Raw genomic sequence first — 24,390 nt, 5'->3', positions numbered from 1 at the left:
CCTCGTATGTTCTCTATACGTTCTCAATGGAGGGTACAAGCATGAGCGCACGCTATGCGGGAGATCGCACGACTGGCTTTGCCAGCCCGGCAGCAGATGCTGTTGAAGGGCCGATAGACCTTTCCCAGATTCTGGACCTCAAAAACCCCAGCCGCTACCCGGTGCGCGTGCGTGGCGCGACCTTTGCGGAGCGCGGTATTCTGGATGGGGATATTCTCATAGCAGATACCGCGGGCTCTCCGCAGGCAGGGCAACTGGTCATTGCCTGGGCGGCCGGGCGTGTGCTGCTGGCGGAGTTGCAGAAGCGAGACAAGGCATGGTGGCTGCTATCGGGTGATGACACGCATCCACCACTTCAGGTTGATCCTGCGCGTGATGTGGAGATCTGGGCCAACGTCACCAGTGTGGTGCGCGAGAAAGCCTGATGCTGTACGGGTTGATCGACTGCAACAGCTTCTACTGCTCCTGCCAGCGCTCCTTTGACCCGGAGTTGAAGCACAGGCCAGTTGTCGTGCTGTCCAACAACGATGGGTGCGCCATAGCCCGCACAGCGGAAGCCAAGCAGCTCGGCATCAAAATGGGAGAACCATGGCATCTGGTCCGCCATGAGCGGAAGCTATCGGACGTGCGCTGGTTCTCCAGCAACTACCCGCTCTATGCGGACATGAGCCGCCGCGTCTATCAGGTTTTGCTGGATTACAGCCCGAGGGTTGAGCCGTATTCCATTGATGAGATGTTCCTCGATCTTTCCGGCTTTACCTCGGAGCTACATGCCCATTGCGGGGCCATGCGTCAGGCCGTTCAGCAGATCACCAAGGTGCCGACCTGCGTGGGATGGGGGCCGACCAAGACCATAGCCAAACTGGCCAACGGGCTGGCCAAGGACAGGCCGGAGCTGGAGGGGCTGTGCGACCTGACAGATCCGCAGACACGCCACAAATTTTACCGCAACGTGTCTGTGGGGGAAGTATGGGGCGTTGGCCGCCGCCTTCTCCCCAGACTGCACGATGCCGGAATGCGTACCATAGAGCAGTTTGTGGAGGCCAAGCCTGCGCATATCCGCAAGATCATGGCCATAACCGGTTTACGGTTGCAGGCTGAATTACAGGGGGAAAGCTGCCTCCAGATATCGGAAATGGCAGAGGCCCGCAAAGGTATGGCCTGCACCCGCTCCTTTGGCCGCCCTATTACCACCTATGAGGAAATGCATGAGGCCATAACTGGCTTCGCAGCCAAGGCGGCCGAAAAACTGAGAGCAGAGGATCAGGATGCCGCCCATATTGCTGTGTTCATTCAGACCAATCGACACAAGCGGGACGAAGGCTGGTACGCTAACCAGTTCAGCATCAGTTGCGAGCCAACCAATGATACTTTTGCCATCTGTCAGTACGCCTCCCGCCTACTAAAGCGGATATGGCTCAATGGCTACCGTTATGCCAAGGCGGGTGTCATGCTGAACGATCTGGCACCACATGGGCAACAGAGCACCCTTTTCAGCACGGCCAGCACGAAACCAGAGCAAGAGAGCCTTCTAGCCGCCATGGACGGGATCAACCAGAAATTTGGGAGCGGTACTCTTTTCCCGCTCTCGGCAGGCATCAAACGAGACTGGAAGCCCAGGCGGGCCATGCTCTCAGCGCGCTACACGACCCGACTTGATGAGATTATGGAAGCTCAGACGTGGTAACTATGTCGGCTTCCGCCCTCATGTCGGACATACGGAGGACAGAGTCCACTTCCTCATAGCGGACACCAATGGTTGGAAGCCCTGCCGCTGAGTTTGGCCCAAAGCTGCCAGGCGGCTCGGGCCATGAACAGGAAAAAGCGGTCGTTGTAGGAGGCTGGAGATTCGATGAAAATCGACTGGAAACGGACGTAGTGGAGTTGAAAGAAGAACATCAACGTTTCGGCTCAGTTGCAGGCAGCGCGGCGGAACGACCACAGCAACCGGTTATTAGTGGCCGGTTCCGTAGATAGCGGTAGTGCAGCGTAATCACGGTTCCGTCTCAGATTGCTTCGGACCCTGCTTAAAATCTGCATAGGTCCGCACATCACGCCACTCGTTTGCCTGCTGCCGCTGCACCTCCACAAGCCAATTAGGCGGCGACGGCGGATAGGGCTGTAGCTCCCGCTCGCCAAACGCGAACCACACGATGGCGCGCTCGCCGACATACTGCCGAAGCAGGTCTTCTCGGATGTAAAGGATGCTGCCGTCGAGCCCATCGACGCCGCCGAGAGTGATTGTGGCTCGGGTTCCATCGGGGAGGAACTGGTCGAAGGACTGTGGGCTGCTGCGGAGATCAAACCGAGCCGAAAAGAGACGCGACGGCACCGGGACACTACCCGCACGGTTCATCTCGCTGTGGTAGCTCTCCCACGCATATTTATGCGCGAGCACCTCAATGTTCACCCTATTTGCGTCAATCCTAACCTTTTCGCGGTAAGCATCCTCGTCGACGCCTACGGAGGCAAAGTGTGGATGCCATGGAATCTCGCCTGCGAAGATATAGTAGTCACTTGGTAGGTCACGAGCCTTCCAAGGCCGCATCCCGTCTTTGAGAGCCGAGCACAGCAGAGGCGCGCTCGCATCCTCTGTTGCGAAGGCTGAGATGAAAGCCCAGACTTCGCGCCCGAGGATACGATCGGAGACCTTAATGAATCCATGAGCGGCAAGCCACGGGCCACGATGCTCATCGATCATCTCCCTTCGAAAGAGACTCAATGGCATCGACGTGTTGCTTTCACGCATCCAGCTCTCGTCGTCTTTTATGCTCGGGAGTAACCATGCGTCAGGAGCCAAGATATTGCCGTCTGTGGGTGGCTTCTCCGGGAATGACGGATCGATGTCGACATCAGAAAATGAGTAATTCTTGCGTGGGAACTGCTCGCGTTCCTCCAAGAGGCCCGCATATGTAAAGAAGCCAATCCAGCCGTATTTCTTCCCATAACGTTCTGCATGCGGCCGGTTTCTGCTGCCATATCCATAGGCATCGTCAGTGATTCTGTTGTCTATTGTACCGAGGGTCGTCTGTCGCCATCCAAGTGCCCACACGACTCCGCGCACATAAGCCACCGCCGCTCGATGTCCCGCGTGGTCCATGTCATAATTGCCGCGATCGTCGAACAGCCTCCCCAGCGTGTAATTCTTAAAGTCCATATGGAGCGTCCGTCCTGCTTCGTCGGCTCCCGCATCACCATCCGTGAGAATTTGGATGGGATCAGGCGAGGCGAATGCCCATGGACCACTCAGCACGTTAGGCAGCGTGGACATGTAGAACTTCGTGGCGAAGGCGACGATACCTCGAACGTACAGTCGCGCGAGGTAGTGCAGCGTCGGCGCAGTAGCTGACGCCCCCACGAGCGCCTCTGCGAGTCGATGGAGGAACAGCTTCAACGGGGCGGCAAAATCGGCGTCTCCGAACTGATGACCCATCACAACGCCGTAGGAGGCCGCCAGCATGCGCTCACCCACATAGGCATCGTTCACGGCAAGCGAGTCTATGGTCAGTTCGAAGAGTTCCTCAGGATTGGCCCGTCCGAACCAGTAGAGAGCCCGTGTCGCTTGGTCGCGTAGCCGTCGGACTGTGCTTGTAAGTGTCCACATCACCCAGCGAGCGCGCAGTAGATCACCTGTGCGCATTCGCCGGGCCCGCCAACGCTGTTCCAGGCGCTCGAGGTCCTTGAGGTGATTGCCATTCCCGTCTCGGTGCTTTCGAAGCCACTCCGTCCATCGCCGGTCCCGCTCAGAAACCGCCATCGTTCGCAATGCCCGGTCGAGCCCCTCAGCATTCAACGGATGACCTAACACGCCGCGCACGTTCCAAAATCGAACGAGAATCTCTGCGTCGCCTTTCCGCACGAGATCCAGCAACCGATCAACTGTTGCTGCGTCAAAGAACGTTTGTTCGAGTTGGGCCGCTAGTCTCAATGCACGTCCGCACAGTGGTTCGTCCACCATTTGCCAGATCTGCTTCGCGTGAAATCTCCGAGGTAACTGACCAACTAGCGAAGCGACGATATCGTCGGCGAGTGGATGACGGTCGTCATAATCGCCAGCAAGTAATGTCGTCGTCGAAGACTGCCGAATCCACGTCTCAAAGTCACCCTGTCCATGCTTCACTAGCAGCGCGTTTGCGACGATATGGCCAGCAAGCAAGTCATAGACGGGCATGAACGCGCCGTGTCCGTCAGAAGGTATGCGGATAAGGACTCCTTCATGTTCCAGTGCACGGACAAGACTTTGGTCCCACGGTCGCTGCGTGTCATTCAGAATGGTCCGTAGCTCATCAAATTCGATGGAACGGTTTCTTTCTTCCCATAATTTGTTGGCGATGACTGAGATCGCTTTATTCACGTCATGTGCGTAAAATCGGTGTGCGCGAGAGGCCAACTCGACGACCCGAACACAAGCTTGTTCCAGATAGAGATCGAAAAGTGCTGTCAGCGAACCCGGCATTGCGTTGACGCCGACTATTTGCTTCCGGGTTGGATTTGTAACTTCGCAAAAGAGCCTTAGCGTGAGTGGGTGCTTCAGAAATTGAGGCAACATAGCATCGGTATAATCGATTTTCCAGTGGTGGAAGTGTTCACGAATTGCCTGAATGGTCTCTTTTCCGTAGTCCTGCATTTCTACTCGACACATTCCATCGGGAAGAGCATCGTTTACAAACTCCGGACGCAGTGTACAGACCAAAAGCACATACGGATACTTCGTGAGTGTGGCCTCCAATGATGCGAGCAAGGCTTTCCACATCCGTGGATCTTCGGCTTCGTTCAGGCCATCAATGACTACGGGAAGACGATGGCCCGTGCGCTGCCCAGCAGCATCCACCGCTGCGAGCAATGCCTCCATGCTGGGCATAGGTTGGCTTGCGATTGATAGGCGGCGAGCCAGATCGTCGGCAGAGTAAGTCGCGTGCAACTCTCGGCCGTGTAGCAGCACTCCAGGAGGGCGCGTCGCCGTGCCCGATGTCAGCTGAGCCGCGAGTTGCGTCTTCCCGCAGCCTGCGGGTGCAAGGACCGCAACTGCCCGCGAAGCGAAATCTGTTTCGATCTCATCGAGTAACCGTAATGCACCATGACATGCTGCAACCGCGTTTGTCGAGTAGAGACCAACTCGATGGTTCCCGGATCGAAGCTTCCGAGGGGCTATTGCTACGTCAGTGGGGAGCTTACGTGGACGTGCAGTTAGCTCATCGCGAAGCAGGTCAAGATCGCCGCAGCAGATGCCTTCAGCAACCTTATCCAGGGTGTCTGCTGATTGTCTCGAAGTTACAATGACGTTAGTTACTACCGGCGCAAACAGAGGAGGCGCTGGTGGCGAAGTCTCTACCGCTTGCGCATTCGTGCGCAGTTCTGACGATAGTTCCTGCAGTACGTTCCATGAATTCGATTCACCGAGCATTCTACGCAGTTGCCGCTCAGCTTCGCCAACGTGGTGCACGTCGGGTTGCCACCTTGTTCGAATCGGGGCGACGGCATGCTCGTGGCACTCCCGCAGGGTATCAGGCGTCAGTACAAGCTCACCAAAGTAGGTGCTTCTAAGAACAGCTGCCTGGCCATTGAGGAGGTTATCAACCTCGTCACTGGTCCACAGATGCAGCCTCATCTTGGATGAAAGGCCGATGAACCACTTCTGGTCACTCTTTGTCAGAGTCCGACGTGTCCACAGAACCCAATCGGTAAGGCCGGGAAGGTAGGTCTCGGTCTTTCGCAATCCCTCTTCGATTTTCGCACGTCTTGTCGCCCCCAACTCACCACTGGAAGAGAGTTCGTACCATTTGCACTGCCAGCCCCACCAACGGCTTGCATCTCCGAGCCCATCGCATTGAGTGTCGAGTTTAAGATGAAACTCGACGCCTGGCTGGTTCGCGAGGGCATGAAACACCCCGAAACTTCCAAACTTTTGGCGCACGATCCCTCGGCAGAGCAGCTCAAAGTTCTTCTCGGGGCTCCCCGGCAAATTTGTAAAAATCTCCCATTTTAGTGCGGGCATCGTGTCTCAACACCCTCTTCCGTGAGCAGTCCCGGGGAAATCGTGGGCGGAGTACACCTCAATACGTGCACCTTTCAAAACCATAATCTTGAGAAATGCCGAGATATCGAGCTCTTCTGTCGTCAAAACTATATCATTGCCTTCGACCCTGACGCTGGCCTCGTAGGCGAACTGTTCAACCTCCTGTGGTCCGATCGAGACGTCCAGGCGCCCGAGTAGGTTGAGCATCTCTGTGCCGTAACGATCCGAAGGGCTGCCGAGAGTCAAAGTGCCATTAGACTGATCCTTGGCCACTTGCTCCGTCAGTGCATCGATGATCTCCTTGGCTCTCGTCGCCTTCGAGGCGTCTTGGAAGTGCCCGATCATTACCAAGTTCGCCGAATGTTCAGTGCCATGATGATGCCAAATTTTCATGTGTCGTTTCCCCCAATGTCGTTGGCAAGCTGATCCATGGCCTGTAGTAAGCCTCCCTCACCGAGCCGCACGCCAGCCTCAGCATAGGAAGAAGGCTTGAGCACGCCCTTTGCGTCTATGTGTGCATAAGCAAGGAGGCCGCGCTCTTCCGCCAGCGGATTGCAGATCGGAAAGCCGTCGGCGCTTACCTCATTGATGCATAGCTTTAGAGGTCCTCTGTAAGATTCGACCCAGAGGCGAAGGCCATGCAAGATATCCGGAGAGATGACCGGGACCCCGCGTACCGGCACTTGCGGGAGCACCAGAAGTTCACTGGCTCCAGCATCTGCAGCAATGATAGCGACCTCGTCGAGGTCAAACAGTGTGCGTTCATTAATCACAACATTGACGCCGAAATCGGAGATGCACCGGATATGCTTCAGACAAGTAAGAAGTGCGGGGAAGGAACGCCGACGAATTGACTCATAGGTCGTTCCGACGCCATCCATACTCACACGTACGAAGTTGACGCTGCCACAGAGGCTCTCCGCGAGAGCGCCATCAATGTGGTGGCCGTGGGTTGTAAATGAAACGGAGAGCTGGGTCTCGCGCGCGACGTAGTGACAGAGCCTTTCAAATTCGGGGTAGAGCGTTGGTTCTCCACCGCCAAATCCGACGCCAAGGGCACCATGTGAATCGAGTTCGGCTAACCATTGCGTGACGAGGTCGAACCGAAGCTGGTCGCGGGACTTTGGCGCGTAGCAATGAGCGCAAGCCAGATCGCAGCGGTTTGTGAGGGCCATGGAGACCTGTCGAGGTGCTCTTGAATGGAGTGAGGCCGGAATACGAACTTCGTCAATGAGGACGTTCAGGCCAGAAGTGCGATTGAAAACGTGGAGTCCCGCAGGACCATAACGCAACTTCCAACTATTAGTCTGGTGGCTTTTTTGCGATGTTCTCACTGTCATACAATTTCTTATTGCTTGGTCGGCTCCCAGAGCGTCACGTTGCATCACATCATAGCCCTCCTTAGGATAATCATAGTACAATCTCTTCGTCACTGCCATTGGGAAGATGGCGGCATCCACTCCCGGTTCAGTCACGACAGATGATTTCTTTCGGTAAATGAACCGCTATTGGAATCGCCGCCGTCCTTCGGAACGGGTATCGCGGGCGCGTAGCCGTCTGGCCCACCCAAGCTTCCAATTATAGGAATTTCCGCTTTTGGGAGGCTGATTAGGGGGCAAGAGAGACTGGGACGGGGCGCTTTGTTGTCAGAGTCCTCGACAGTATGAATGGTAGTTTGGGGATTATCACACCTGACAGCAGACCTTCCGCTCCCCCCCCATATCTGCCTCTACACTTGGCTATGTGGTAAGCTGTAGCAGCCAACGGCTCTCCGCTGCCCATGAGCGCCGTTGGTCAGACCATTTTCCCGTCGTCAGGAAAATGCTCTTGCTACATGCGCTTTAATACACACGGCATGCATTTCATATTGCATCTTGTGTGTATCGTGTGTATATTCTGTTTATGAACAGCGCAGCACTCATCAAAGAAATGATAAAGGCCGGATGGGAAGAAGTCCGGGTCCGGGGCTCACACCACCAGTTCCGGCACCCTGACCATAATCACACGGTCACTGTGCCTCACCCAAAAAGGAACTGGGCAAGGGATTAGTTGCTGCAATCAGGAAACAGGCCGGGCTGAAATAGCCCGGCGAGGAGCAAGAAAAATGCGCTACCCTATTGTTATTGAGCCCGGATCGGACACAACGGCATTTGGTGTTGTTTTCCCCGACCTGCCCGGCTGCTTTTCTGCCGGGGATACTCTGGACGAAGCTATCAAGAACGCCTCTGAAGCCGCTGCGCTGTGGATTGAAGATGCCCTTGATAATGGAGATCCGGTTCCTGCCCCCTCCTCGTTTGATGCCGTGCGGGACAACCCGGAGTGGAAAGGCTGGATTTTCGCTTTGACTGATGTGGACCCCATGCTGTTCGACACATCAGCCGAGCGTGTAAACATCACCCTTCCCCGCCGTGTTCTGGTACGTCTTGACCGCCGGGCTAAAGAGGAAGGAGAAACCCGCTCAGGGTTTATTGCCCGGATGGCAATGAGCGCATAGGTGGATGGGTCTGCCGCTCACAAGCCAGCACCAAAGGCCGACAAGCTGAATACGACCCCAGCAGCGTACCGCTAGGTCCGGTGTATTCCACCTGAGCCACGCGTCCCTGTCGCATCCGGGCGACAAAGTGACACGTCCCGTGGCCGGACAGGTCCAGCTCCAGACTAAATGGCCCTTTGAAACTCAGCGGCCCCTGCACCTGCTGATCCTGCCGCCATTGCAGCACCTCGCCGTCTGGCAGGGTAGCCACGTTATCCGGCACTCCAGCGCAGGCGATAAGGTCCGAGCGGGGCATGCCGACAAGATCGTGCTTGGCCTGTAGCGGGACGTTGGAGCAGGCAGAGAGGGCCAGTAGGCAGGCCAATGCTTTAATCTGCATCATCCTGCCCTTTCGTAAGTTGCCCCCAGAAGCTGCCAGCGCTTGCCCGCCAGCGCCATATGAGCGCCAGCAGGAGCATGCCGAGGCCGACAAACGCGCCCCCGGCGATAGCAAAAAATTCGTTGTCTGGCGTCATCCTATGGTCCGGCTATAAAGTGCGAGCCAGTAAACGCCCGCGAAGAAACCGACCACGAGACCGGCTACGCCACACCCAGTGGCAATCAGATAGGTCATTGTGAATTACTCGCTGCATAAGCATAAAAGACAAAACCGCCGAGAAGCCCTACGGCCACCCCGGCGATAGCGGTTGCTGTGAATGCAATGACCGTCATGGCGTCAGGAACTCCACATTCTGCGCACGGAGCGCATCAAGGTCAGGGCCGGTTGGATACAGGCCATTGGCCAGCGTGAGCTGCGGCCAAACGAGGCCGTGGGCCTCCATGATCCGGCTATGCAGCCAGCCCCATGTGACCTTCTGAATTGCCCCCCACGTCAGCAGGTCCACCGTGTCGGAATCGGACAGGCCGCTATAACTCCAGCCCAGTAGACAATGGCCGCCAGCGCTGCCCGGCGTAGTATCCCCATATGCGCCGTTGTCCGCCTCCAGCACGCATGCGCCATTGGTCGCTTCAATCTGATTCATGTCAGACTGGGAAAGCAGCACGCCGAGATAGACAGTCCCGAGGCAGGCCATGATCAAAGCCAGAGCATTGCGGTCCTGCGCGTTGGCGGTTCCCCATAACGGGTAGTAGTCCCCAGATGCCAGACGGTAGCCACAAACCACCGCAAACCTTAGAACATCGACCTCCACGCCACCCTGGTCTGTTTCCGGACAGCCCGGCTTGTATCCGGTGCTTTCGGCATAGAACTGGATAGCGTTATCGTCATCCACACCGATCTGAAATCTGCCGAGGGCCGCCGTGGCACGCAGGGCATTGGCCAGCCCAGCACTGGTGCAATCCCCAAGCAGGTCATTCCCCAACATGAGCGGGGCCGGGTTGATATGCGACCGGTCCAGCACGGCAGGAGCCTTGCGGGCCATCATGCGCAGGCCGTCCAGGCGGGGCTGGCCCGGAAGAACAACTGCCGGGCGACACCCGAGCTTGCGCCCGCTCATAGATACCACGCCCGCGCATAGACGCTTGCAACCCATGCTCCGGCCACAATGGCGCCAGCCGAGGCGACCAAGGCGAATGGCCGCATTACTTCACCCCCAGAATGGCCAGTGCCTGCGCCTCGGTCATGCCGGTGGCGGGGTTGGAAGCCCCCACAAACACCATATCGCGGGTCATGCGTACACGAACCGGCGCGCGGGTGGCGGAAATGCCCAGCAACGCCTCAAACACACTGACGATGGTAGCCAGAGCGTTAGACGCCGTTTTGGCGTCGGCAATGACGGTCGCGGACAGGACTGCGCCAGACCCGGCAATGGCGTTGTCAATCGCGCCGGAAACTGTGGTCATGCCAGTAAGAACACTGCTGACACGGGTTTGCCATGACGCATCATTATAGTTGATGGTCAGCGTGGATCCGGCGGCATCCGAGAAAGCGGACAGTGCCCCGGAAAGTGCTGTATCGGCAACGCTGATGGCCGCAGCATAGGGTGCGAGTGCCGGGAAAGCGGACAGGAAGCTGCTCACGGTGGCGGCCGCGTTCAGGCCTGCCTGCCCGTAAGCCTTTACCTTGGCCACATCCAGCGTGATGGTGGTCACGCCATTCGTGGTCGTAACAGCACAACCGGCCATGGTGGCAACAGCCACAAGAGCACCGACCGACATAAGGGCATTCCCCATAAAGCGGCGCTTGCCCTTATCAACAGCGTCGATCTGAACGGCATGAACACTCTCGGGGGTGCCGGAGCGCAGGATATTACGCAGAGAAATCAGTTTCATCATTGATCCCTTAGGCAGATAACAAAAAAAGCCCCGCTGCGTTGGCAACGGGGCGCATGGGTCAGGCCGGGGCCTGTGTGGGGTCTGTGGCAGGCTCTTGCGTAACCTGTGCGGCAACCGCACTTCCCGCTGTCAAAGCGGCCAGCTTGGTCATGCCGGAGAAAATTTCGGACAGGGCCGTATCCACTCCATTCAGGTCGAGTGCCGGATCCAGCCGGGGCACCAATGTCTGCACCAGCAGGCTGACTGCCGTGCCTGCGAGGTTGAGGTCGGCCTTAACTGCGGCATCTTCATGCTTGCCCGCGATCTGGGAGACCAGGCCATTCAGGGCTATTGTGGATTGAAGTTCGCTCATGCTGGATTGCTCCATAAAAAAAGCCGCCTCTTTGGGCGGCTGTGCGTTGGGGGAGAAAAGCGTGGTCAATCCGGGGGACTGTCCCGCGCCAAAGGGCTGGGCGGAACAATTGCCCGGCCAGCCACAACCGGGGGGCGAAGGCCGCTCCCCTTGCTGATCCAGAGGGTTGTCAGCGCATTGGCTGCTGCCCCCCAGTTGCAGGCAATAAAGTTGAGCACCCGGTAAGCCAGCATCAGAACAACCTGCATGCGGCCATGACCGGTAGGAGGTGTGAGATCTGTGCAGGCAAGTGCTACGGCAATCCATGCGAGCAGAACGTATTCGCGGTACGGGTCTGGAATGCTGAGAACAATCCCGACCAGAACCGTGGGCTTGCTCACAGCTTTAGCTGTCAACACAGCCGTTCTGGCGGGCTGGGGCGGTGTATCCACCATCAATTTTTCCCTGGTCAAAAGGCGCCACGCAAGTTGGCGCAACAGAGCAAGCCGCATGGCTGGCTCCTTTCCTCAGGCTGCAATGGCCTGCTGGAACAACCCGACGTTGTGGGCCGCATTGGCCGCCCCCAGCGCCGTGTTGTAATTCTGTTTGTGGTAGGCACTGAGTGCGGCCGCATCATTAGCGGCTGGTAGTGGAGCTGGCGCGCGCAGGTACTTCACTCGCGCCATGGCGCAGGCGTAGCGCAAATTCCAGACCATGGTTATCGCTGGCTGTTGTGCGACCAGACCACAGAGATGCAGAAGCGCATCTGAGAAGTCTGGCTGATAGCGCAGCCAGTTTGTCCAGCAATCATCATGTGTTGCGGGTTCCATTTGCCACAGGCCTAATGCTGGCCCTTGGATCTGGGCCAGATAGCTCAGACCACTTTCCGCCAGCGCAGTGCCGGCCAGCAGGTTAACAGCGGCATCCCCGCCCTGCCCCATGGCCTGAACAACAGGCAGAACAATGCGAGCTTTGAACTGGGAGAGGTTAAGGCCGGTCATGCTGCCCCGCCTCCTGCTGGTCATCATCTATATGCGGGTGGCGATGGAGAAAATGCACACCCCCAAAAGCCCAGTCATCCCATGTCTGGCTGGATAGGAGCGTTCCACCAATCATGCCACCAATGGTGACAATAATGCCGATGACAGTCCCCCATATCTTGATCTTCTCTCCACGCAACCTGACTGCCCGGAGCTCCTGCTCTTTCAGCTCATTCTGCCGCTTTTGTGCGCCAGTATGCTCAGCTAATTGGCGGACAAGCCCTTCCACACTGCCCCGAATATCCGAGAGTGCCGAAACTGAAGCCTCCGAACGGGCATTCCCTTCCGCGCGAACCGCCACGACTTCGCGCATCAGGTTGTGCTGCTCTTTTCCCAGTCCATCCAACCGGCCGTTAATCTGAGAAATTTCTTGCGCATGCTCACCCACGATTGCGCGCAGGTCATTATCAGACGCGCGCTGTCCCGCGCTCTGTGCTTCAGTCATTCGTTTTATCCGGGCATAAAAAAACCGCCTCACAGGGCGGCGGGTCGGAGCGTGGACCTTGATGCAAGTCAGGCTGTTGCAGCCGTTGCTGTCAGCACATCCGTGGGTTGGGTGGGCAGTGCGGTGCTGGTGGTGTCCGTTCCATTGGCAATGGCGTTAATGGCCAGCACATAGGCTTTCATATCCGCTGTAAACACCTCACCCATTGCAGCGGCAAGACTAGCCTGCTGTTGCACCCACGCTTGCGCTGTTTGGGCCTGCGTTGTGAGCGGAACAACAGGTGCGGGTGGTGTGTATTGGACCAGTGCGCCATTGCTCACGCCATACGGGCCTGCCGTTCTGGCCGCAAACTGCTCCGCTGTCAGAGGCAACAACTCAGAAGCTGGCGGGAACCCAGTGGTATCGGAATAAAAGTCCATATCCAGCCAGCCAAGAACCTTGGTGGGTTGCGGGGCTGTGGTGTCATATTGCGCGTAATAGCGATTTGGGTAGGCGTTCGTCATTGGGCTTCACCTATAACGGTCAGGTTCAGGGCAACGGGTTCTGATGCCACAACATGGGCACTCGCGCCGCCCCCTGACCAACAGGGCAAATCAAGGAGTATTCCCACGTTAGTTGTGCCGCTGTTGGCTGGGGTTTGCGGAGTAGCAACCTGCAACTGGGCTGCATATCCATTGGGGGTCGCACCCGCCGCTGCGGTCACGCTTGGAACAGTTCCGGCTTTGTAGGCAAATGGGAATGCCTGATACATCTGGCTATGTGCCGCAATGATCTGGAACGACTGGGTTAGGATATTCCCCTGCCTTGTCCAATAAACTGCGCCCAAGGCGGATGTAGCGGGAATGACACCTGTGGAGCCGGGTGCGTAACTCTGGGTTGTGCCGTCCTGCATTGTAGCAATCAGGTTCCCATCTGCATCTTCCTGCACATCCACTACGCGGACATTGGTGCCACTGTCTGCGGGCACAGAGCGGATATACCGCCCTTCGGCAATCCGTGCGCTCAACACCTGCTGGGAAGCAAAGTCATTCGGATCAGGGGCCAGAACCTGCTCCGCCCCGCTCAGATCAAGCTCCATGACTGCAAGCGCCACGCTGCCCTTATTGGCTGTGCCCGGTGTGCCGCCGCTTATGGTCAGTGTGGCATCTGGAGTAGCATCCCCCTCGGCTGGCGCACCTGCCGCCCAGAAACGGTGAGTGGTGGTGCCAGCAGTGGTTTTGTCACCCCAATCCATTTCGCCTTTGACGTTGCCGCCGGCCAGCAACAGGTAGCGTAGGTCGGCCTGCTCTTCGGTCATAACCCCAGCAAAAAAATTCACCCAGTTTGCATTCTCAGCACCTGGCACGGTCAGGTTGTTCGCCTTGGTAGACTGCCAATAATTGCCTGAGGCATCGAACGCGATAGCACCTAACGGGTAGCCACCAATCAACTGAGCCAAGGATGCACTATATGGCGCGACACCATACTGAGCCGGAGCAAAAATGGTCTGCATGGCCTTGAGGACCTGCGACCAGTCTGCGTTGCTCGGAGTAATGCCCGCAGCTTTGATGATGGCGATCAGTTCTGCCATCATCATATTATAATGCCATGCGGGTGCATCTGTTGCCAAAAGACCGGTCGCCGGGTTCCCGTCGGTTGCCCAACCGGGTGTGCCAGAGGCGGGGGCCGTGTCGGCCTGCGCCTGTGTGACCGTGTTGGCTGCGATCAGCAGATCCATGTCAGTTCCCGTAATTGAATAAAAGGATTGTATGGGCCGGGGCGCGGGCTTTCAGCTCGCATTGCAGAACATTGTTGCTCCACTGCGCCCATGGCTGGCCGAAGTTGTCACCAAACTTCAGCCGGTTGATTGTAAACTGGGGGGCATTGACCTGCCACGCGTAGGCCCATGCCTCACCCCCAAATGGCGAGCCAAAGCGTGCCCCAAAGCGTCGGGGAGCAAACTGGGTGATGGTGATGTCGTAACCAAGGACCTTGGCAAAGGCGACGAAATACGGGACCGAGCACCCATTGCTATCTGTCAGCCGTGCCACAACCTGTGCGCGTCTTTGAGCAATGCTTGGATTGGTGCCTGCACACGGGTCTGGCAGACCCAGAGTTGCCTCCCATTCCGGCAGAAGCTCCGTCGTGCTGGTGGGAAAAGCATCGACCAGCAAGTTGGATGCCCTGTCCGAGCTGCGCGCAAAGCTTGCTGCCCATGCCGCACTCAGTTGGTAGAGCACGCCGCCCGGCTCCCTTGGCCAGATCGGACCGGTTGGCAGCAGGCTCATAAATGCGGAGCGGAACATATCCTTGGTAAAGACAGGTGGCATGTCAGCTCTCGAAGGTGATGGTGCCCAGCGTTGGCATGGCAGCGGCATTAGCACCTGTAACTGGCCCCGTAGGCTGGGAGACGCTGAAGGTGCTCAGGTTCAGGGCGGACAAGGCTTCATCCCAGTTGTTGGGATGGATTGTGCCTCCGGGGGCGGATAGGCGGAGAAACATGTCCGTCAATGCGGCCTTGATAAGCGTCTGGTTGGCAACCGTATTACCGGTGCCCAGATCCGCGATGGTAAAGTCCACGGGCTGGGGCACGGGGCTACAGACAATGACAAGAGCATCGACCGGCTGCGACTGATAAAGCGCGTTGGCAATGACCAGCTGGTCCCCTGTTGCCGTGGCATAGCGTGTATCTGAAATACTTGCCCCATCGGTCCCATTTGGGAAGCCACCACTGGCTGCATCGGCGTCATCCAGCATGGGGTAAACCACCATTGTCCCGGCTCCAAAGCCCAAGGGATTAACCCAAGCTCGGGTTACGCCGGGCACAGCCAGAGCCCAGTCGATGTAATCCTGTTTTTTGCCGTTTTCTCCATCCCCTTGCCATGCAAGCAGGACACGAGAGCGGAAGTCCTCCTCTTCCTCGATATCCGTGCCACCACCAAAAGCAGAAGACACCTGCCCCACTGTCTGGATACCAGGGACAGGGCTGGATAATGTTGCAAGGCTGCCTGATGGCAGGTTGCCAGCACTTCCTGTTACGCTGCATGTGGCAGGGGCCGTGGCAACACTATTGGTGGTTGTGCTGTCGGCAGTTGTCGTGGCTGTTAGGCCGCCCGCTAGAGCGATACTGGTACCCGATGGAATGGTACCATCCCCTGTAACATTGAAGGAAACGCTGCCAGAGGCTGCGGACGGTGCCTTGCGGGTCACACCTTTTAACGCCCCCCAGCTTTCCAGATATTCATCCGTTGCAGTCCAGGGGACCGCCTGTTGGGATATCCAGTCCAGATAGGCGTAATGGAGGTAGGAGAGGCCCGCCAGCGCGTAACAAAGAACACTGAGAACAGAAAAGCGTAGCACGGCGGAAACACCGGATATTCCACCGTCCAGAACATCCTGCAGCGCCTGCTGCCGCAGGTCGGTCAGGGTTGGTCTTGCATATGGCATTATAGCCCTTTCCATGCCCATGAGAACAGGAACACTTGCGGCGCAACCTGCCCCGGTTCCTGTACTGTCACGCGGAATTCCACCGCCTGCCTGTTGGTGGCACTCCATTGCGCGGCAACCACCACGCTCTGGGCCACGCCATCATCCACCAGCCATTGCAGCGCTTCCTGACATATAGCCTCGACCTCACGCGGGACGCTGGATTGCCCGGCCTTTATGGCGCGCTCCATTTGCCACAGCCGCGAGCCTATGGGGCTGTCGGCCCAGGCATCGGCCCACCAGCCACGGCGGTTGTTTGTGCGGGATCCTGAAGCGCCAGCAGCAGGAGAAATGCCAACTGCGCCGTCGAGTGTGGTTATGGTGTCTGGTGCCACCCGGTCCGTGAACAGGCTGACCATAACGGCGGAGGCCAGAGCGCTGCCAAGGAGCAGGTCACCGCTGCTGACAATCCATTCCCCTTCCGCACGGGCTACGTTCAACGAAAGTGCGATATCCATGCTTTATTCCGGTGCCCCTGTAGTGCCTGGTGCAGCCTGCACGGGATGCTTGTGGTTGGTCAGGCTGATCTTGCCGGCCAGCACGTCCCCCTTTGCCGAAATATCTCCGGTGCTGGTTATGGGGCAGTTAAAGGCGGCCTCAGACGCAGTGACATTGAGGGGGCCTGATGTGGAGATGGAAATACTGCCATCCGCCTTGAGCCACACCCGCGCACCTGTTGTAACGTGGTAGAGGCATGCATCCCCCGGTTGCAGGTCCCGGGGGTAAGACCGTTGGTCCCCAGTCGCCACGGCAACACCGCGAGACCGGTCCCCCGCCTGAAATAGCACCACGACATCAGAGCCCGGAAGAGGGCAGCTGTGGAAACCAACCTGCTGGAGCAGAGGCACATCACTGCGGAGTTCTCCGCCGGCCAGTGCAACCTGTACAGTATGGGTAGAGGCCGCCTCATCCGTATTGGCCGTCAGGCGGCCCAACCCCAGAGCCATGGACACACGCCGGCTCATGCGGCTGAATGCGTTGGACATCAGGAATTCCTTGTGGTGGCTGCCACACCCTCGCTCTGGGCAAGAGGCAGGACCAGTGGCTGGGGTTTGAATGCCTGCGGGGGCATCAAAACCAGATTGGCGTGGGTGCCGCTCTCGCTTTGCACAAACTCGATTTCGGCTATTAGCAGCTCCTTTTTGAAGCCTGTCTGGGGTCGCGAAACCGTACAGAGCGTGTTGGGTTGCCAGAGATGCCCATTACTGTCCCGCCAGCTATCGCTGGTGATTTCCACCACCTGCGACCGCCCATACCGACGTGCGACCTCCCACTGCACCCGTTGGCGGGCTACAGCGTAATCTGCATCCCCTGTTTCAACCGGGATGAGTAGTGTGCGTGGCCGCTTTACCCCGCCATCATTCGCAGACGCCTGTACAGGAGCAGTCTGTGCCTGCATCTGCTGTGTCTGCTTGTTGCCATCTTCTGGCGGACTAAACAGCACTGCCATGTTCTGGATAATGGCCTGCACATTGCTGTAGCGGCCACTGAGCGAGCGAAGGACGGACATGCGCTCAATGTTCTTCCCCATCGTCAGGCACCCAACATTTTTGGTGCCCAGAGGGGCCAGCACGATGCTGCCGTCTGGCTGGTCGTAAAACAGGCACCCGGCCAGGCGCGTAGCGCGCTCGATGACCTCATACGCGGTTTCGGTCAAAATAACAGAGAACTGCTGGATATTGGTTTCCCCTGCCCCGCCAATGGACCTGACCTGTATGCCCGCCTGCTGGCAGACCTGCTGGGCAATGCCCAGCACGGTCGTATTGTTCATCTGGTAGGTGGAAAACAGGGCCGAGCATTCCACTGCATCAACCGACTTGGACGTGGCAATAATCCGCAAGGAATGCTCTTCAGGTCCAGTGTCTTCGGCAATACTCTGGACGTAGCCGGTCAGGACCGGATCATTACCGATAAGGATACTGCAGGCATCCCCTTCGCTGATTGAAAGGTCACTGCCTCCAGTTGCAGTGGGTTGCCAACTGGATGTTTCCAGCATGGCCGCCCAGGGCATGATTTCCAGCCCAATACGAATGGAAACCCGCTCCCAGCCGGTAATGACGTATTGGCCAATCCTGATTGTAACGCCCTGAGCCGTTTGACTGTCATACCCAAGCACTGTGGATGCATCGCTCAGAAGGCTCATTGGGATCTCCGCAATATCAGGAGGACAAAGCTTGGAAATTTGTCGGCATGAAGGCTGGATGAATGGGGCTTGCCCTGCCGATCAGATCATCCGATCGGGAGCCATCCGCATATAGCTGTTGTGCCAGCACAAGGGCGGGCAAAGGCTCGTTGCGGGTAACGGTAATCTGGTCCGGTAACAGGCTGGCCTGCTGTGCCAGAAAGGTGGTCAGGAACGAGCGAAGGTCCCGTAACGCCCGCCAGACATCCGTGTAGCCCTCATCCGCCGCTTTGGTGGCTGCCGCATCCATTTCCGTGGCAACCAGCTTACGGAGTGCTTCTGCCTGATCGGATGATGTTGGGTTCCAGTCCGCACAGGTCAGAGCGATGGATGCCAAAGCCATCTGCCGGCACATTGCCGCCGTGGCAGAACGGGCCGTTACAATAGCTGCCCCAATGGGGGCCAATGTCGCGCTGGCTTCCACATCGAATGTGGCGAGGGAGAGCAAAGCGGCCAGCTGCGCGCCGGGATCTGCAAGAGACGTCCGTACCAGCTCCGCCACGTTCAGAGCAGCACTGGATAAAGCATCCGCCGAACCACCTGCCCCCAGATCCGCCACGGCACTTTCCATGGCTACGCGGGAAGTTGTCAGATCAGCCAGAACGGTTGACACCGTGGCCGTATTATCGACCACCGCAGCATTTCCTGATGTGTATCTGCCGTTATTGCCAGGAAGGATACTGATCGCTGAGGCCATAGCCCGAGGTGAGCGAACAGCTTGATTGGCAACCCTCCCCCACCCCGTCGCTACTGCCTGCGCGGCTGCAACAACAGGCTGGCCAACGGCTAAAGCGGCAGTGGCTGTTTTGACATAACTGCTGGCGGAAACAGCCTGCGCCACAAGTGCGGCAGCGGCTGCCGCGGCATCAAGGGCAATCTTGATTGTACTGCCCAGCAGATCCTGCTGCTCTAGGAAATCGAACGAGACATCAATCCGACCCGTGATGCCGTCTGGTTCGCCCCATGCAAAATTCATGCATGCGGCTTTGATGACCCCAATGGTAGGGTGGATCAGCAACCCGGGGCCTGCCGTTTCTGCCGCCATGACCAGAAGATCACGCTGCGCAGCGGCTGTTGCACCCGTTACAAACCCATGGATATGATAGACCCGCCCCCGTTTCCCCAGGTCCTCAACATAGACCCCATCCCTGTAGGGATACTGGTGCACAGCCTGCTTGCGCCCGGTCTCCCCCCCACTGCCCAGAACGGCAAAAGGCACCGCACGGAATGAGCACTGGAGGAACTCCAGTGCTGTGCTGATAAGTGAGCCGGACATGTATCAGTTACCTAGAGCGGTATTGGTTGGATCCATCGCCCGTTGTTGCGAGATGGACGCCACCTTCAGGTTGGAACTGGCTGAGGTGACTTTGACCGAGGATCCGGCCGGGGCATTTTCATGGCTGATCTCAACCCGCAGTCGAGAAGTTGTGCCATCTAGACCACTGCTATTACCTTGCCCATTAGGAGCCGGAACCGATGCTGCTGGTGCAGATGGAGGCTCGTGATAACCACGAAGAAAAGCAGACCCACGCGCTAAATCATCATCTTCTCCAGATCCTGGCTTCAAGAAGTCCCTAGTAAACATCCTCATGGCTGCATCTGCTGAAGCAGCATGGGCAAATTGTGCGAATTGGGCCGGATTATGTTGGCGATAATAACGTAAAGCTGCCGTTGCCTGACCATTCACATCAGACTTCCAGACATCCACCCCTTGCTCCGCTAATATCTGATCTCTGGTTGACCTAATAAACTGGTAGGCTCCTCTGGCTGAGGAAAATGGGTTTTTTGCACCAGAAGATAGATGAGATTCAGCGACCCCCGCAGCCGTCACACCTCTGATGGCACTCTCATTCAGACCAAGATCGCCATTACCTCTGAGTGTTTTCATCAACGCGCTGCCGCGCTGATTATCTTCTTCAGAAGAGACTAGATCATCAGGATCCTGACCATAAATTTGACGGTATGCCCACGCATAAGGTGCCGCCAGTGTTTTCATCCCGGGCAGGTTGGAAAACCATTCACGGTTAGCTTTTTGCTGATCTGGTGTGACCCCATTTTGCGAAGCATCAGAAAGGGCTTTATAGGCTTCGAGTAACGTCAATGCTGTGCGAATGGACGCCCCGCTGCCTGCAATGCCGCTAATTGCTCCCCCGGCTGCGCCACCAGTTGAAGCAATGCTTTTCATAGCGGCGACAATACCCAAAAGAGAGGCAGTCAAACTGGCGAGCCCAGCCAGCGCAGATGCTGTCCATAACACGGCCATACCTATGCCTACATCTTTGGCAACAGACTTCCAGCCACCGAGCTTGTCCACCACAGATGAAATTGTTTGGAATACCGCTGTGACCTTGGTTTTTATCTCGTCCCAACCGCCATTTTTGAGCCAAGTAACCAGTTGCCTCACATAACCGGCAATATCCTGAGAAATCCACTGCCGGTTTACAGCAATCCATTCAGCCATCTGCTGGAGCACGGGAGTAATCGCGGGCTCAACCGCCTCGGCCACACTGTAACCAAATCCCTCAACTGCCAATGAAAGCTGGCGCTGGGAATTTTGCATTCGGGCGGCGGCATCTGCCCCCTTCTGGTTCATCACCCGATACCGCTCAGCAAGGCGGATATTCTGCTGGTATTCCTGTGCTGTTTGCTGGAACACAGGCAACAAGCCCTGCCCGGCATCACCAAACAGCTTGAGGGCAGCAATGCTCTGGGCCGCAGGATCCTTGATGCCACGGATCTTGTTGGCAATCCGATCAAACAGTTGCTCGGGAGAGAGCTTCTTCAACTCCTCCATGGAAATACCAAGAGCCTGAAACTGCGCCGCAGCCTCCGGGGCAAATCCGTTGACCGCCTCCCACTTCTGAGTGGAAAGCTGGCCCAAAGCGCCTGACATGGCATCAGCAGAGCCACCAGACAGACGGGCTGCATTGCGCAGGGCCATAAGCCGGCCGGGGGCCATACCCATGCTGCGTGCAGATGTGCGCAAATTTGTGCCAACCTGCGCCCATGCGCTGGCCAGTTTATACACCCCGGCAATAGAGGCGGCCCCAGTCAGCGTTCCCATTTCCGGCACCAGCCGACCGACTGAGCGGAAAGTTTTCAGGGTTGAGCGGGAGAGGTCCTGCATACCCTTATGTAGGCGGGTTATCCCTACCACGTCAGAAAAGCGTCCTAAAGAACGCTGTAGATTTCTGATAGGTGCCTGCAAGGATGCTACGCGGTTATTAAACGCATCAAACTTTTTACTGGCCCGGTCTGTCGCATCCAGAACAATGCTAACGGTTGCGCCCATTTTTTGCCTCTTTGCGCTGCCGCTCAGCGATACGGTTGGCCTGACCGACCCAATGCACCAGCATCTGGCCGCTCAGGCCTTCTGCTTCGGTCAAGGACATTCCGGAAAAGTAGGCCATCAGATCTGCTGGGAGGGATTCCCAGTTTGATGGCCAGTCATAAAAAAACCGGTCAGATAATCTGCGCCCTTGGCAAACTTGCTGATCGGCATTTTCAGCACTGCCGCCATAGGCCAGCCACTTACGGCACTGACAAGATCAATCTCGGCCTGCAGGAAGTCAGCAAAACTGCCGCGCGATTCCGTGGCTTTGTACTTGCGCCGTTCGGAAACAACCGGCTCACGCAGGATCATTTCCGAAAAAGACTGATTGACGGCTTCTATCGGAGGCGTGAAGAGCAGGATCAGGCTTTCGAGGCATTCCGGCTTTTCATTCTGTTTGCGGCGGGCATTTTCCTCAAAAGCAGAAGCGTAGGCTACAGCTTTGTCTAAAATGCGTGTTGGCAGCTGGTCTACTGCCACTTTTGGCCAACCCGAAAGACGACATGTCAGGTCGATCTGACTGTCATAAATGCTTTCGATGCTCGGATTTTTGCCAATCACCTTGGCAGACTGCAAGCAGTGGAAAACCGTAGGCTCCCGTAGGTGTAATTCTTTCCATTCTACACCACCCTTGGTTGTGATGGTGTTGTCCGGATAGAATACGCCGTCCTGAACCTGTTCGGCATCATCCTGCTCAGCCACGGCACCCAGGACCTCAGCATCAGTCAGAGCGCTCACGATGCGGTATCCTCCGTAACAGTGTCGCTTTCGACCTTTAGCTCGAAGGTGCCTTCCTGCGTGTTGAGGTTGATCTGTTCAACCTGCCAGCCATTCACGCAGGTAATCACCTTGCCATTGGCCAGAACAGCTATGATTTCCAGACCGGATGCGCCCTGAAAGTCGGACACCTTGCGGTCGCGTCGGTCACGCAATGTGGCCTGAATAAAGCCCTGCCCGGGCATGGACTGAAACCCCTCGACCATGGACTGGCCCTTGAGGGTTTCGTTTACATCCCCAGAAGGCTGCCACTGCAGTTCCCCGACCACATTCCATGCCTCACCATTGATCGTAAGGGAGGCAGACCCCGCGAGGGGGCCACGATAAACACCCATGTTTCTTGCTGTCCCTTATGATTTGGTAAAGCGAATGTCCGCCGCCAGCACCCACAGCTGGTTGGAAAAGTCGTACGGCAATTGCAGCATGACCTGCCCGCCCCCGGCGTTTTCGTAGGCAATCTGAGCTGCGAAAGTATCCGGGTTCTGGACCCAGAGCTGTGTTGCCTGCCAGCGATAACGGGCAACGGCGGATGCCGCGATCAGCTGAGCCGTGGTTGCCTGTGCGCCTGCCGGGATCTTGCTGCCATTCGCCACAAGGATGTAGCGGCCATACAGGGACGCAAGATATGTCCGCATGTCCTGCATGCAGACCTGAGCGGTCAGCAGCGTTTCAATGTCCAGATAGCTGTCATCAGGCACGCCGGATGCGTTTTCCTGATAGGTGGTCACCAGCCGTTCGGTCAGGACCGTTCCGCTATCATCCACTGTAAAGGTAGCCAGCCCATCGTGGAGGAAGCTATTGCGCTCATCAAAGGCAAAGCGCCCTGCATCTGTGGGGGGCATGACAGTCAGCGCCAGACCACGCACAGGCAATGCGGGGTTTTCGCGCATGGAAACAGCAGTAACAGCGGTCAGCTGCGCCGCCCATGACATGGGGGACGATGGACTATCCGATATGGGCATAACGGTCCCGTGCGGGTCGTTCTGCGCCAGACCGAACGTGGTCGCCTCACCATAGGTGCCACGCAGGGCAGTGATATGGTGCCCATAGAGTTGCTCCATGGGTGACCAGCGGCCAATGCTGTTATCGAACAGGTCCTTGAACGCTGTCAGGCTGGCTGTGTCGGTATAAGGATGGGCGACCAGGTCATAAACACGGGTGCCCATGCTGGCCAGTGCTGTAGCAAGGCTGGTGGGGTTCTGTGTTCCGCCAGAAGGCTGGGCAATGGTCACGCTCAAACCGGACGGAATGCTCTGCCCGCCAGCGGTCCCCAGCAGGGAGACGCCAAGCTGGATGGCATTACCAGCCAGCCCTTTGTTCAGGGCTGTCACCGTGGCAACACCAGCGGCTGCCGTCACACTGACTGGTAAACCCGTCACACCCTTGGCCGCGATCACCACATTGGCAGCCACAGCCTCTGCCGTATCCCCTACGGACACGCCTACCGGCACAAGCTGGTCGGCAATATACAACGCCAGAGTGCCTGCCGATGTGGCTGTGCCCGCCAGCGTAAAACTCCCCACGGCGGGCTGGGAGGCCGCATCGTCCAGAAGAGGCAGAACCCAGACTTCGCCAGAGCTATCAATCGTCCGGTAATCACGGACCATAATATGGCACTGGGAGCCCTCGCCATATTTGGCAATGGCATCACTGACCCCACCTGAAATTGCCAAAGCACCGGGGGTGCCTGTGCCCGTGGCCAGCATTTGCCCAACCAGCAGAATGCGGCGCGCGGCACTGGCGGTATTGGCCCCGGTGTTGTCCAGAGCCAGGTAAAAGCCAGGTACACGGTTGCTGGCCGAATACCCCGGAACCATGATGCTGCTCATGCTGCGGTCCCTTTTGGCTCAATTGTGGCGGGCTGTACTGTGGCCGGAGCCTGCGCTGCGGGAGAGGCTTTCTGCACATCACCACACGCCAGAGCGCGCAGCCAGAAAGCCGTAGACGGCACCTCGGCCCCCTGTTCAGACAGAAGACGCAAGGATGCCGGCCACCGGACCGTGCGGCCCGGAGCTGGTTTTACAAACATGTTGGC

The 24,390-nt window shown here is 57.4% G+C and carries 28 protein-coding genes; 4 read left to right on the top strand and 24 right to left on the bottom strand.

The features are described 5' to 3' along the window. The first annotated feature begins 41 nt into the window (after positions 1 to 41). Both AABE20_RS00530 and AABE20_RS00525 read left to right on the top strand, forming a co-directional pair. Positions 42 to 425: a LexA family protein gene (locus AABE20_RS00530; protein WP_338331334.1), complete on the top strand. Its 384-nt coding sequence runs from the start codon at positions 42 to 44 to the stop codon at positions 423 to 425. Continuing rightward, positions 425 to 1,687 carry a Y-family DNA polymerase gene (locus tag AABE20_RS00525; protein WP_338331333.1) on the top strand — a complete coding sequence of 421 codons (1,263 nt, stop codon included), beginning with the start codon at positions 425 to 427 and terminating at the stop codon, positions 1,685 to 1,687. Before AABE20_RS00530 ends, AABE20_RS00525 begins: the two co-directional genes overlap by 1 nt. A gap of 306 nt (positions 1,688 to 1,993) precedes the next feature. Here the strand turns inward: AABE20_RS00525 and AABE20_RS00520 are convergent, their stop codons facing one another. Genes AABE20_RS00520 through AABE20_RS00510 form a run of 3 tightly spaced genes read right to left on the bottom strand, consistent with a single transcriptional unit; the run spans position 1,994 to position 7,491 of the window. Beyond that, positions 1,994 to 5,995, bottom strand: coding sequence for an NACHT domain-containing protein (locus AABE20_RS00520; protein ID WP_338331332.1), 4,002 nt, complete (start codon positions 5,993 to 5,995; stop codon positions 1,994 to 1,996). A 6-nt stretch (positions 5,996 to 6,001) separates the two neighbouring features. Next, positions 6,002 to 6,409, bottom strand: a complete 408-nt coding sequence (locus AABE20_RS00515; RefSeq protein WP_338331331.1) for a DUF6375 family protein — start codon at positions 6,407 to 6,409, stop codon at positions 6,002 to 6,004. Further along, positions 6,406 to 7,491, bottom strand: coding sequence for a radical SAM protein (locus tag AABE20_RS00510; protein ID WP_338331330.1), 1,086 nt, complete (start codon positions 7,489 to 7,491; stop codon positions 6,406 to 6,408). Before AABE20_RS00510 ends, AABE20_RS00515 begins: the two co-directional genes overlap by 4 nt. Positions 7,492 to 7,918: 427 nt before the next feature. On the opposite strand from AABE20_RS00510, the gene AABE20_RS00505 reads away from it, so the two are divergent. Further along, entirely contained in the window at positions 7,919 to 8,065 is a 147-nt protein-coding gene (locus AABE20_RS00505) for a type II toxin-antitoxin system HicA family toxin (RefSeq protein ID WP_338331329.1), read from the top strand. A 55-nt stretch (positions 8,066 to 8,120) separates the two neighbouring features. Beyond that, positions 8,121 to 8,510, top strand: coding sequence for a type II toxin-antitoxin system HicB family antitoxin (locus AABE20_RS00500; RefSeq protein ID WP_338331328.1), 390 nt, complete (start codon positions 8,121 to 8,123; stop codon positions 8,508 to 8,510). On the opposite strand, the gene AABE20_RS00495 is transcribed toward AABE20_RS00500, so the two are convergent. From AABE20_RS00495 to AABE20_RS00395, 21 genes are all read right to left on the bottom strand, one after another. Beyond that, a complete protein-coding gene (locus tag AABE20_RS00495) occupies positions 8,482 to 8,892 on the bottom strand; it encodes a hypothetical protein (RefSeq protein ID WP_338331327.1) in 411 nt (136 codons plus the stop codon). The genes AABE20_RS00500 and AABE20_RS00495 overlap by 29 nt on opposite strands. A 325-nt stretch (positions 8,893 to 9,217) precedes the next feature. Further along, positions 9,218 to 10,006, bottom strand: coding sequence for a hypothetical protein (locus AABE20_RS00490; protein WP_338331326.1), 789 nt, complete (start codon positions 10,004 to 10,006; stop codon positions 9,218 to 9,220). An 85-nt stretch (positions 10,007 to 10,091) separates the two neighbouring features. Beyond that, entirely contained in the window at positions 10,092 to 10,781 is a 690-nt protein-coding gene (locus AABE20_RS00485) for a hypothetical protein (RefSeq protein WP_338331325.1), read from the bottom strand. A 61-nt stretch (positions 10,782 to 10,842) separates the two neighbouring features. Then, a complete protein-coding gene (locus tag AABE20_RS00480) occupies positions 10,843 to 11,136 on the bottom strand; it encodes a hypothetical protein (protein WP_338331324.1) in 294 nt (97 codons plus the stop codon). Positions 11,137 to 11,201: 65 nt separating this feature from the next. After that, entirely contained in the window at positions 11,202 to 11,570 is a 369-nt protein-coding gene (locus AABE20_RS00475) for a hypothetical protein (protein WP_338331323.1), read from the bottom strand. Between the two features lie 72 nt (positions 11,571 to 11,642). Then, positions 11,643 to 12,116, bottom strand: a complete 474-nt coding sequence (locus AABE20_RS00470) for a hypothetical protein (RefSeq protein WP_338331322.1) — start codon at positions 12,114 to 12,116, stop codon at positions 11,643 to 11,645. After that, entirely contained in the window at positions 12,103 to 12,600 is a 498-nt protein-coding gene (locus AABE20_RS00465; RefSeq protein WP_338331321.1) for a hypothetical protein, read from the bottom strand. Before AABE20_RS00465 ends, AABE20_RS00470 begins: the two co-directional genes overlap by 14 nt. Positions 12,601 to 12,668: 68 nt before the next feature. Next, complete coding sequence (locus tag AABE20_RS00460; protein ID WP_338331320.1) at positions 12,669 to 13,103, bottom strand: hypothetical protein; 435 nt, start codon at positions 13,101 to 13,103, stop codon at positions 12,669 to 12,671. Continuing rightward, complete coding sequence (locus tag AABE20_RS00455; protein ID WP_338331319.1) at positions 13,100 to 14,317, bottom strand: hypothetical protein; 1,218 nt, start codon at positions 14,315 to 14,317, stop codon at positions 13,100 to 13,102. Before AABE20_RS00455 ends, AABE20_RS00460 begins: the two co-directional genes overlap by 4 nt. Position 14,318: 1 nt before the next feature. After that, a complete protein-coding gene (locus AABE20_RS00450; RefSeq protein WP_338331318.1) occupies positions 14,319 to 14,909 on the bottom strand; it encodes a YmfQ family protein in 591 nt (196 codons plus the stop codon). A 1-nt stretch (position 14,910) separates the two neighbouring features. Further along, positions 14,911 to 16,026 carry a baseplate J/gp47 family protein gene (locus AABE20_RS00445; protein ID WP_338331317.1) on the bottom strand — a complete coding sequence of 372 codons (1,116 nt, stop codon included), beginning with the start codon at positions 16,024 to 16,026 and terminating at the stop codon, positions 14,911 to 14,913. Then, entirely contained in the window at positions 16,026 to 16,523 is a 498-nt protein-coding gene (locus AABE20_RS00440; protein ID WP_338331316.1) for a phage GP46 family protein, read from the bottom strand. Before AABE20_RS00440 ends, AABE20_RS00445 begins: the two co-directional genes overlap by 1 nt. A 3-nt stretch (positions 16,524 to 16,526) precedes the next feature. Then, a complete protein-coding gene (locus tag AABE20_RS00435) occupies positions 16,527 to 17,051 on the bottom strand; it encodes a phage baseplate assembly protein V (RefSeq protein ID WP_338331315.1) in 525 nt (174 codons plus the stop codon). Next, positions 17,051 to 18,208, bottom strand: coding sequence for a phage baseplate assembly protein (locus tag AABE20_RS00430; RefSeq protein WP_338331314.1), 1,158 nt, complete (start codon positions 18,206 to 18,208; stop codon positions 17,051 to 17,053). The genes AABE20_RS00435 and AABE20_RS00430 overlap by 1 nt, the downstream gene beginning before the upstream one ends. A gap of 16 nt (positions 18,209 to 18,224) precedes the next feature. Further along, positions 18,225 to 19,523: a DNA circularization protein gene (locus AABE20_RS00425; RefSeq protein WP_338331313.1), complete on the bottom strand. Its 1,299-nt coding sequence runs from the start codon at positions 19,521 to 19,523 to the stop codon at positions 18,225 to 18,227. A 3-nt stretch (positions 19,524 to 19,526) separates the two neighbouring features. Beyond that, a complete protein-coding gene (locus tag AABE20_RS00420; protein WP_338331312.1) occupies positions 19,527 to 21,539 on the bottom strand; it encodes a phage tail tape measure protein in 2,013 nt (670 codons plus the stop codon). Next, positions 21,523 to 21,657: a hypothetical protein gene (locus AABE20_RS00415; RefSeq protein ID WP_260400872.1), complete on the bottom strand. Its 135-nt coding sequence runs from the start codon at positions 21,655 to 21,657 to the stop codon at positions 21,523 to 21,525. Before AABE20_RS00415 ends, AABE20_RS00420 begins: the two co-directional genes overlap by 17 nt. Then, positions 21,657 to 22,316: a phage tail assembly protein gene (locus AABE20_RS00410; protein WP_338331311.1), complete on the bottom strand. Its 660-nt coding sequence runs from the start codon at positions 22,314 to 22,316 to the stop codon at positions 21,657 to 21,659. The genes AABE20_RS00415 and AABE20_RS00410 overlap by 1 nt, the downstream gene beginning before the upstream one ends. Further along, positions 22,313 to 22,690, bottom strand: coding sequence for a phage tail tube protein (locus tag AABE20_RS00405; protein WP_165992083.1), 378 nt, complete (start codon positions 22,688 to 22,690; stop codon positions 22,313 to 22,315). The genes AABE20_RS00410 and AABE20_RS00405 overlap by 4 nt, the downstream gene beginning before the upstream one ends. A 15-nt stretch (positions 22,691 to 22,705) precedes the next feature. After that, positions 22,706 to 24,184, bottom strand: a complete 1,479-nt coding sequence (locus AABE20_RS00400; RefSeq protein WP_338331310.1) for a phage tail sheath subtilisin-like domain-containing protein — start codon at positions 24,182 to 24,184, stop codon at positions 22,706 to 22,708. Then, a complete protein-coding gene (locus AABE20_RS00395; RefSeq protein ID WP_338331309.1) occupies positions 24,181 to 24,384 on the bottom strand; it encodes a DUF2635 domain-containing protein in 204 nt (67 codons plus the stop codon). The genes AABE20_RS00400 and AABE20_RS00395 overlap by 4 nt, the downstream gene beginning before the upstream one ends. Positions 24,385 to 24,390: the final 6 nt, after the last annotated feature.

This window comes from Acetobacter zythi (assembly GCF_963921165.1).
Lineage (GTDB): Bacteria > Pseudomonadota > Alphaproteobacteria > Acetobacterales > Acetobacteraceae > Acetobacter.
The sequence above is the reverse complement of the archived record's forward strand: the minus strand, read 5'-3'. Positions and strand labels throughout refer to the sequence as shown.

What these genes read in the sequence shown, in the direction of transcription:
- AABE20_RS00530 (WP_338331334.1), top strand. Translation starts at nt 42, where the DNA reads ATGAGCGCACGCTATGCGGGAGATCGCACGACTGGCTTTGCCAGCCCG.
- AABE20_RS00525 (WP_338331333.1), top strand. Translation starts at nt 425, where the DNA reads ATGCTGTACGGGTTGATCGACTGCAACAGCTTCTACTGCTCCTGCCAG.
- AABE20_RS00520 (WP_338331332.1), bottom strand. Translation starts at nt 5,995, where the DNA reads ATGCCCGCACTAAAATGGGAGATTTTTACAAATTTGCCGGGGAGCCCC.
- AABE20_RS00515 (WP_338331331.1), bottom strand. Translation starts at nt 6,409, where the DNA reads ATGAAAATTTGGCATCATCATGGCACTGAACATTCGGCGAACTTGGTA.
- AABE20_RS00505 (WP_338331329.1), top strand. Translation starts at nt 7,919, where the DNA reads ATGAACAGCGCAGCACTCATCAAAGAAATGATAAAGGCCGGATGGGAA.
- AABE20_RS00500 (WP_338331328.1), top strand. Translation starts at nt 8,121, where the DNA reads ATGCGCTACCCTATTGTTATTGAGCCCGGATCGGACACAACGGCATTT.
- AABE20_RS00495 (WP_338331327.1), bottom strand. Translation starts at nt 8,892, where the DNA reads ATGATGCAGATTAAAGCATTGGCCTGCCTACTGGCCCTCTCTGCCTGC.
- AABE20_RS00490 (WP_338331326.1), bottom strand. Translation starts at nt 10,006, where the DNA reads ATGAGCGGGCGCAAGCTCGGGTGTCGCCCGGCAGTTGTTCTTCCGGGC.
- AABE20_RS00485 (WP_338331325.1), bottom strand. Translation starts at nt 10,781, where the DNA reads ATGAAACTGATTTCTCTGCGTAATATCCTGCGCTCCGGCACCCCCGAG.
- AABE20_RS00480 (WP_338331324.1), bottom strand. Translation starts at nt 11,136, where the DNA reads ATGAGCGAACTTCAATCCACAATAGCCCTGAATGGCCTGGTCTCCCAG.
- AABE20_RS00475 (WP_338331323.1), bottom strand. Translation starts at nt 11,570, where the DNA reads ATGGTGGATACACCGCCCCAGCCCGCCAGAACGGCTGTGTTGACAGCT.
- AABE20_RS00470 (WP_338331322.1), bottom strand. Translation starts at nt 12,116, where the DNA reads ATGACCGGCCTTAACCTCTCCCAGTTCAAAGCTCGCATTGTTCTGCCT.
- AABE20_RS00465 (WP_338331321.1), bottom strand. Translation starts at nt 12,600, where the DNA reads ATGACTGAAGCACAGAGCGCGGGACAGCGCGCGTCTGATAATGACCTG.
- AABE20_RS00460 (WP_338331320.1), bottom strand. Translation starts at nt 13,103, where the DNA reads ATGACGAACGCCTACCCAAATCGCTATTACGCGCAATATGACACCACA.
- AABE20_RS00455 (WP_338331319.1), bottom strand. Translation starts at nt 14,317, where the DNA reads ATGGATCTGCTGATCGCAGCCAACACGGTCACACAGGCGCAGGCCGAC.
- AABE20_RS00450 (WP_338331318.1), bottom strand. Translation starts at nt 14,909, where the DNA reads ATGCCACCTGTCTTTACCAAGGATATGTTCCGCTCCGCATTTATGAGC.
- AABE20_RS00445 (WP_338331317.1), bottom strand. Translation starts at nt 16,026, where the DNA reads ATGCCATATGCAAGACCAACCCTGACCGACCTGCGGCAGCAGGCGCTG.
- AABE20_RS00440 (WP_338331316.1), bottom strand. Translation starts at nt 16,523, where the DNA reads ATGGATATCGCACTTTCGTTGAACGTAGCCCGTGCGGAAGGGGAATGG.
- AABE20_RS00435 (WP_338331315.1), bottom strand. Translation starts at nt 17,051, where the DNA reads ATGTCCAACGCATTCAGCCGCATGAGCCGGCGTGTGTCCATGGCTCTG.
- AABE20_RS00430 (WP_338331314.1), bottom strand. Translation starts at nt 18,208, where the DNA reads ATGAGCCTTCTGAGCGATGCATCCACAGTGCTTGGGTATGACAGTCAA.
- AABE20_RS00425 (WP_338331313.1), bottom strand. Translation starts at nt 19,523, where the DNA reads ATGTCCGGCTCACTTATCAGCACAGCACTGGAGTTCCTCCAGTGCTCA.
- AABE20_RS00420 (WP_338331312.1), bottom strand. Translation starts at nt 21,539, where the DNA reads ATGGGCGCAACCGTTAGCATTGTTCTGGATGCGACAGACCGGGCCAGT.
- AABE20_RS00415 (WP_260400872.1), bottom strand. Translation starts at nt 21,657, where the DNA reads ATGGCCTACTTTTCCGGAATGTCCTTGACCGAAGCAGAAGGCCTGAGC.
- AABE20_RS00405 (WP_165992083.1), bottom strand. Translation starts at nt 22,690, where the DNA reads ATGGGTGTTTATCGTGGCCCCCTCGCGGGGTCTGCCTCCCTTACGATC.
- AABE20_RS00400 (WP_338331310.1), bottom strand. Translation starts at nt 24,184, where the DNA reads ATGAGCAGCATCATGGTTCCGGGGTATTCGGCCAGCAACCGTGTACCT.
- AABE20_RS00395 (WP_338331309.1), bottom strand. Translation starts at nt 24,384, where the DNA reads ATGTTTGTAAAACCAGCTCCGGGCCGCACGGTCCGGTGGCCGGCATCC.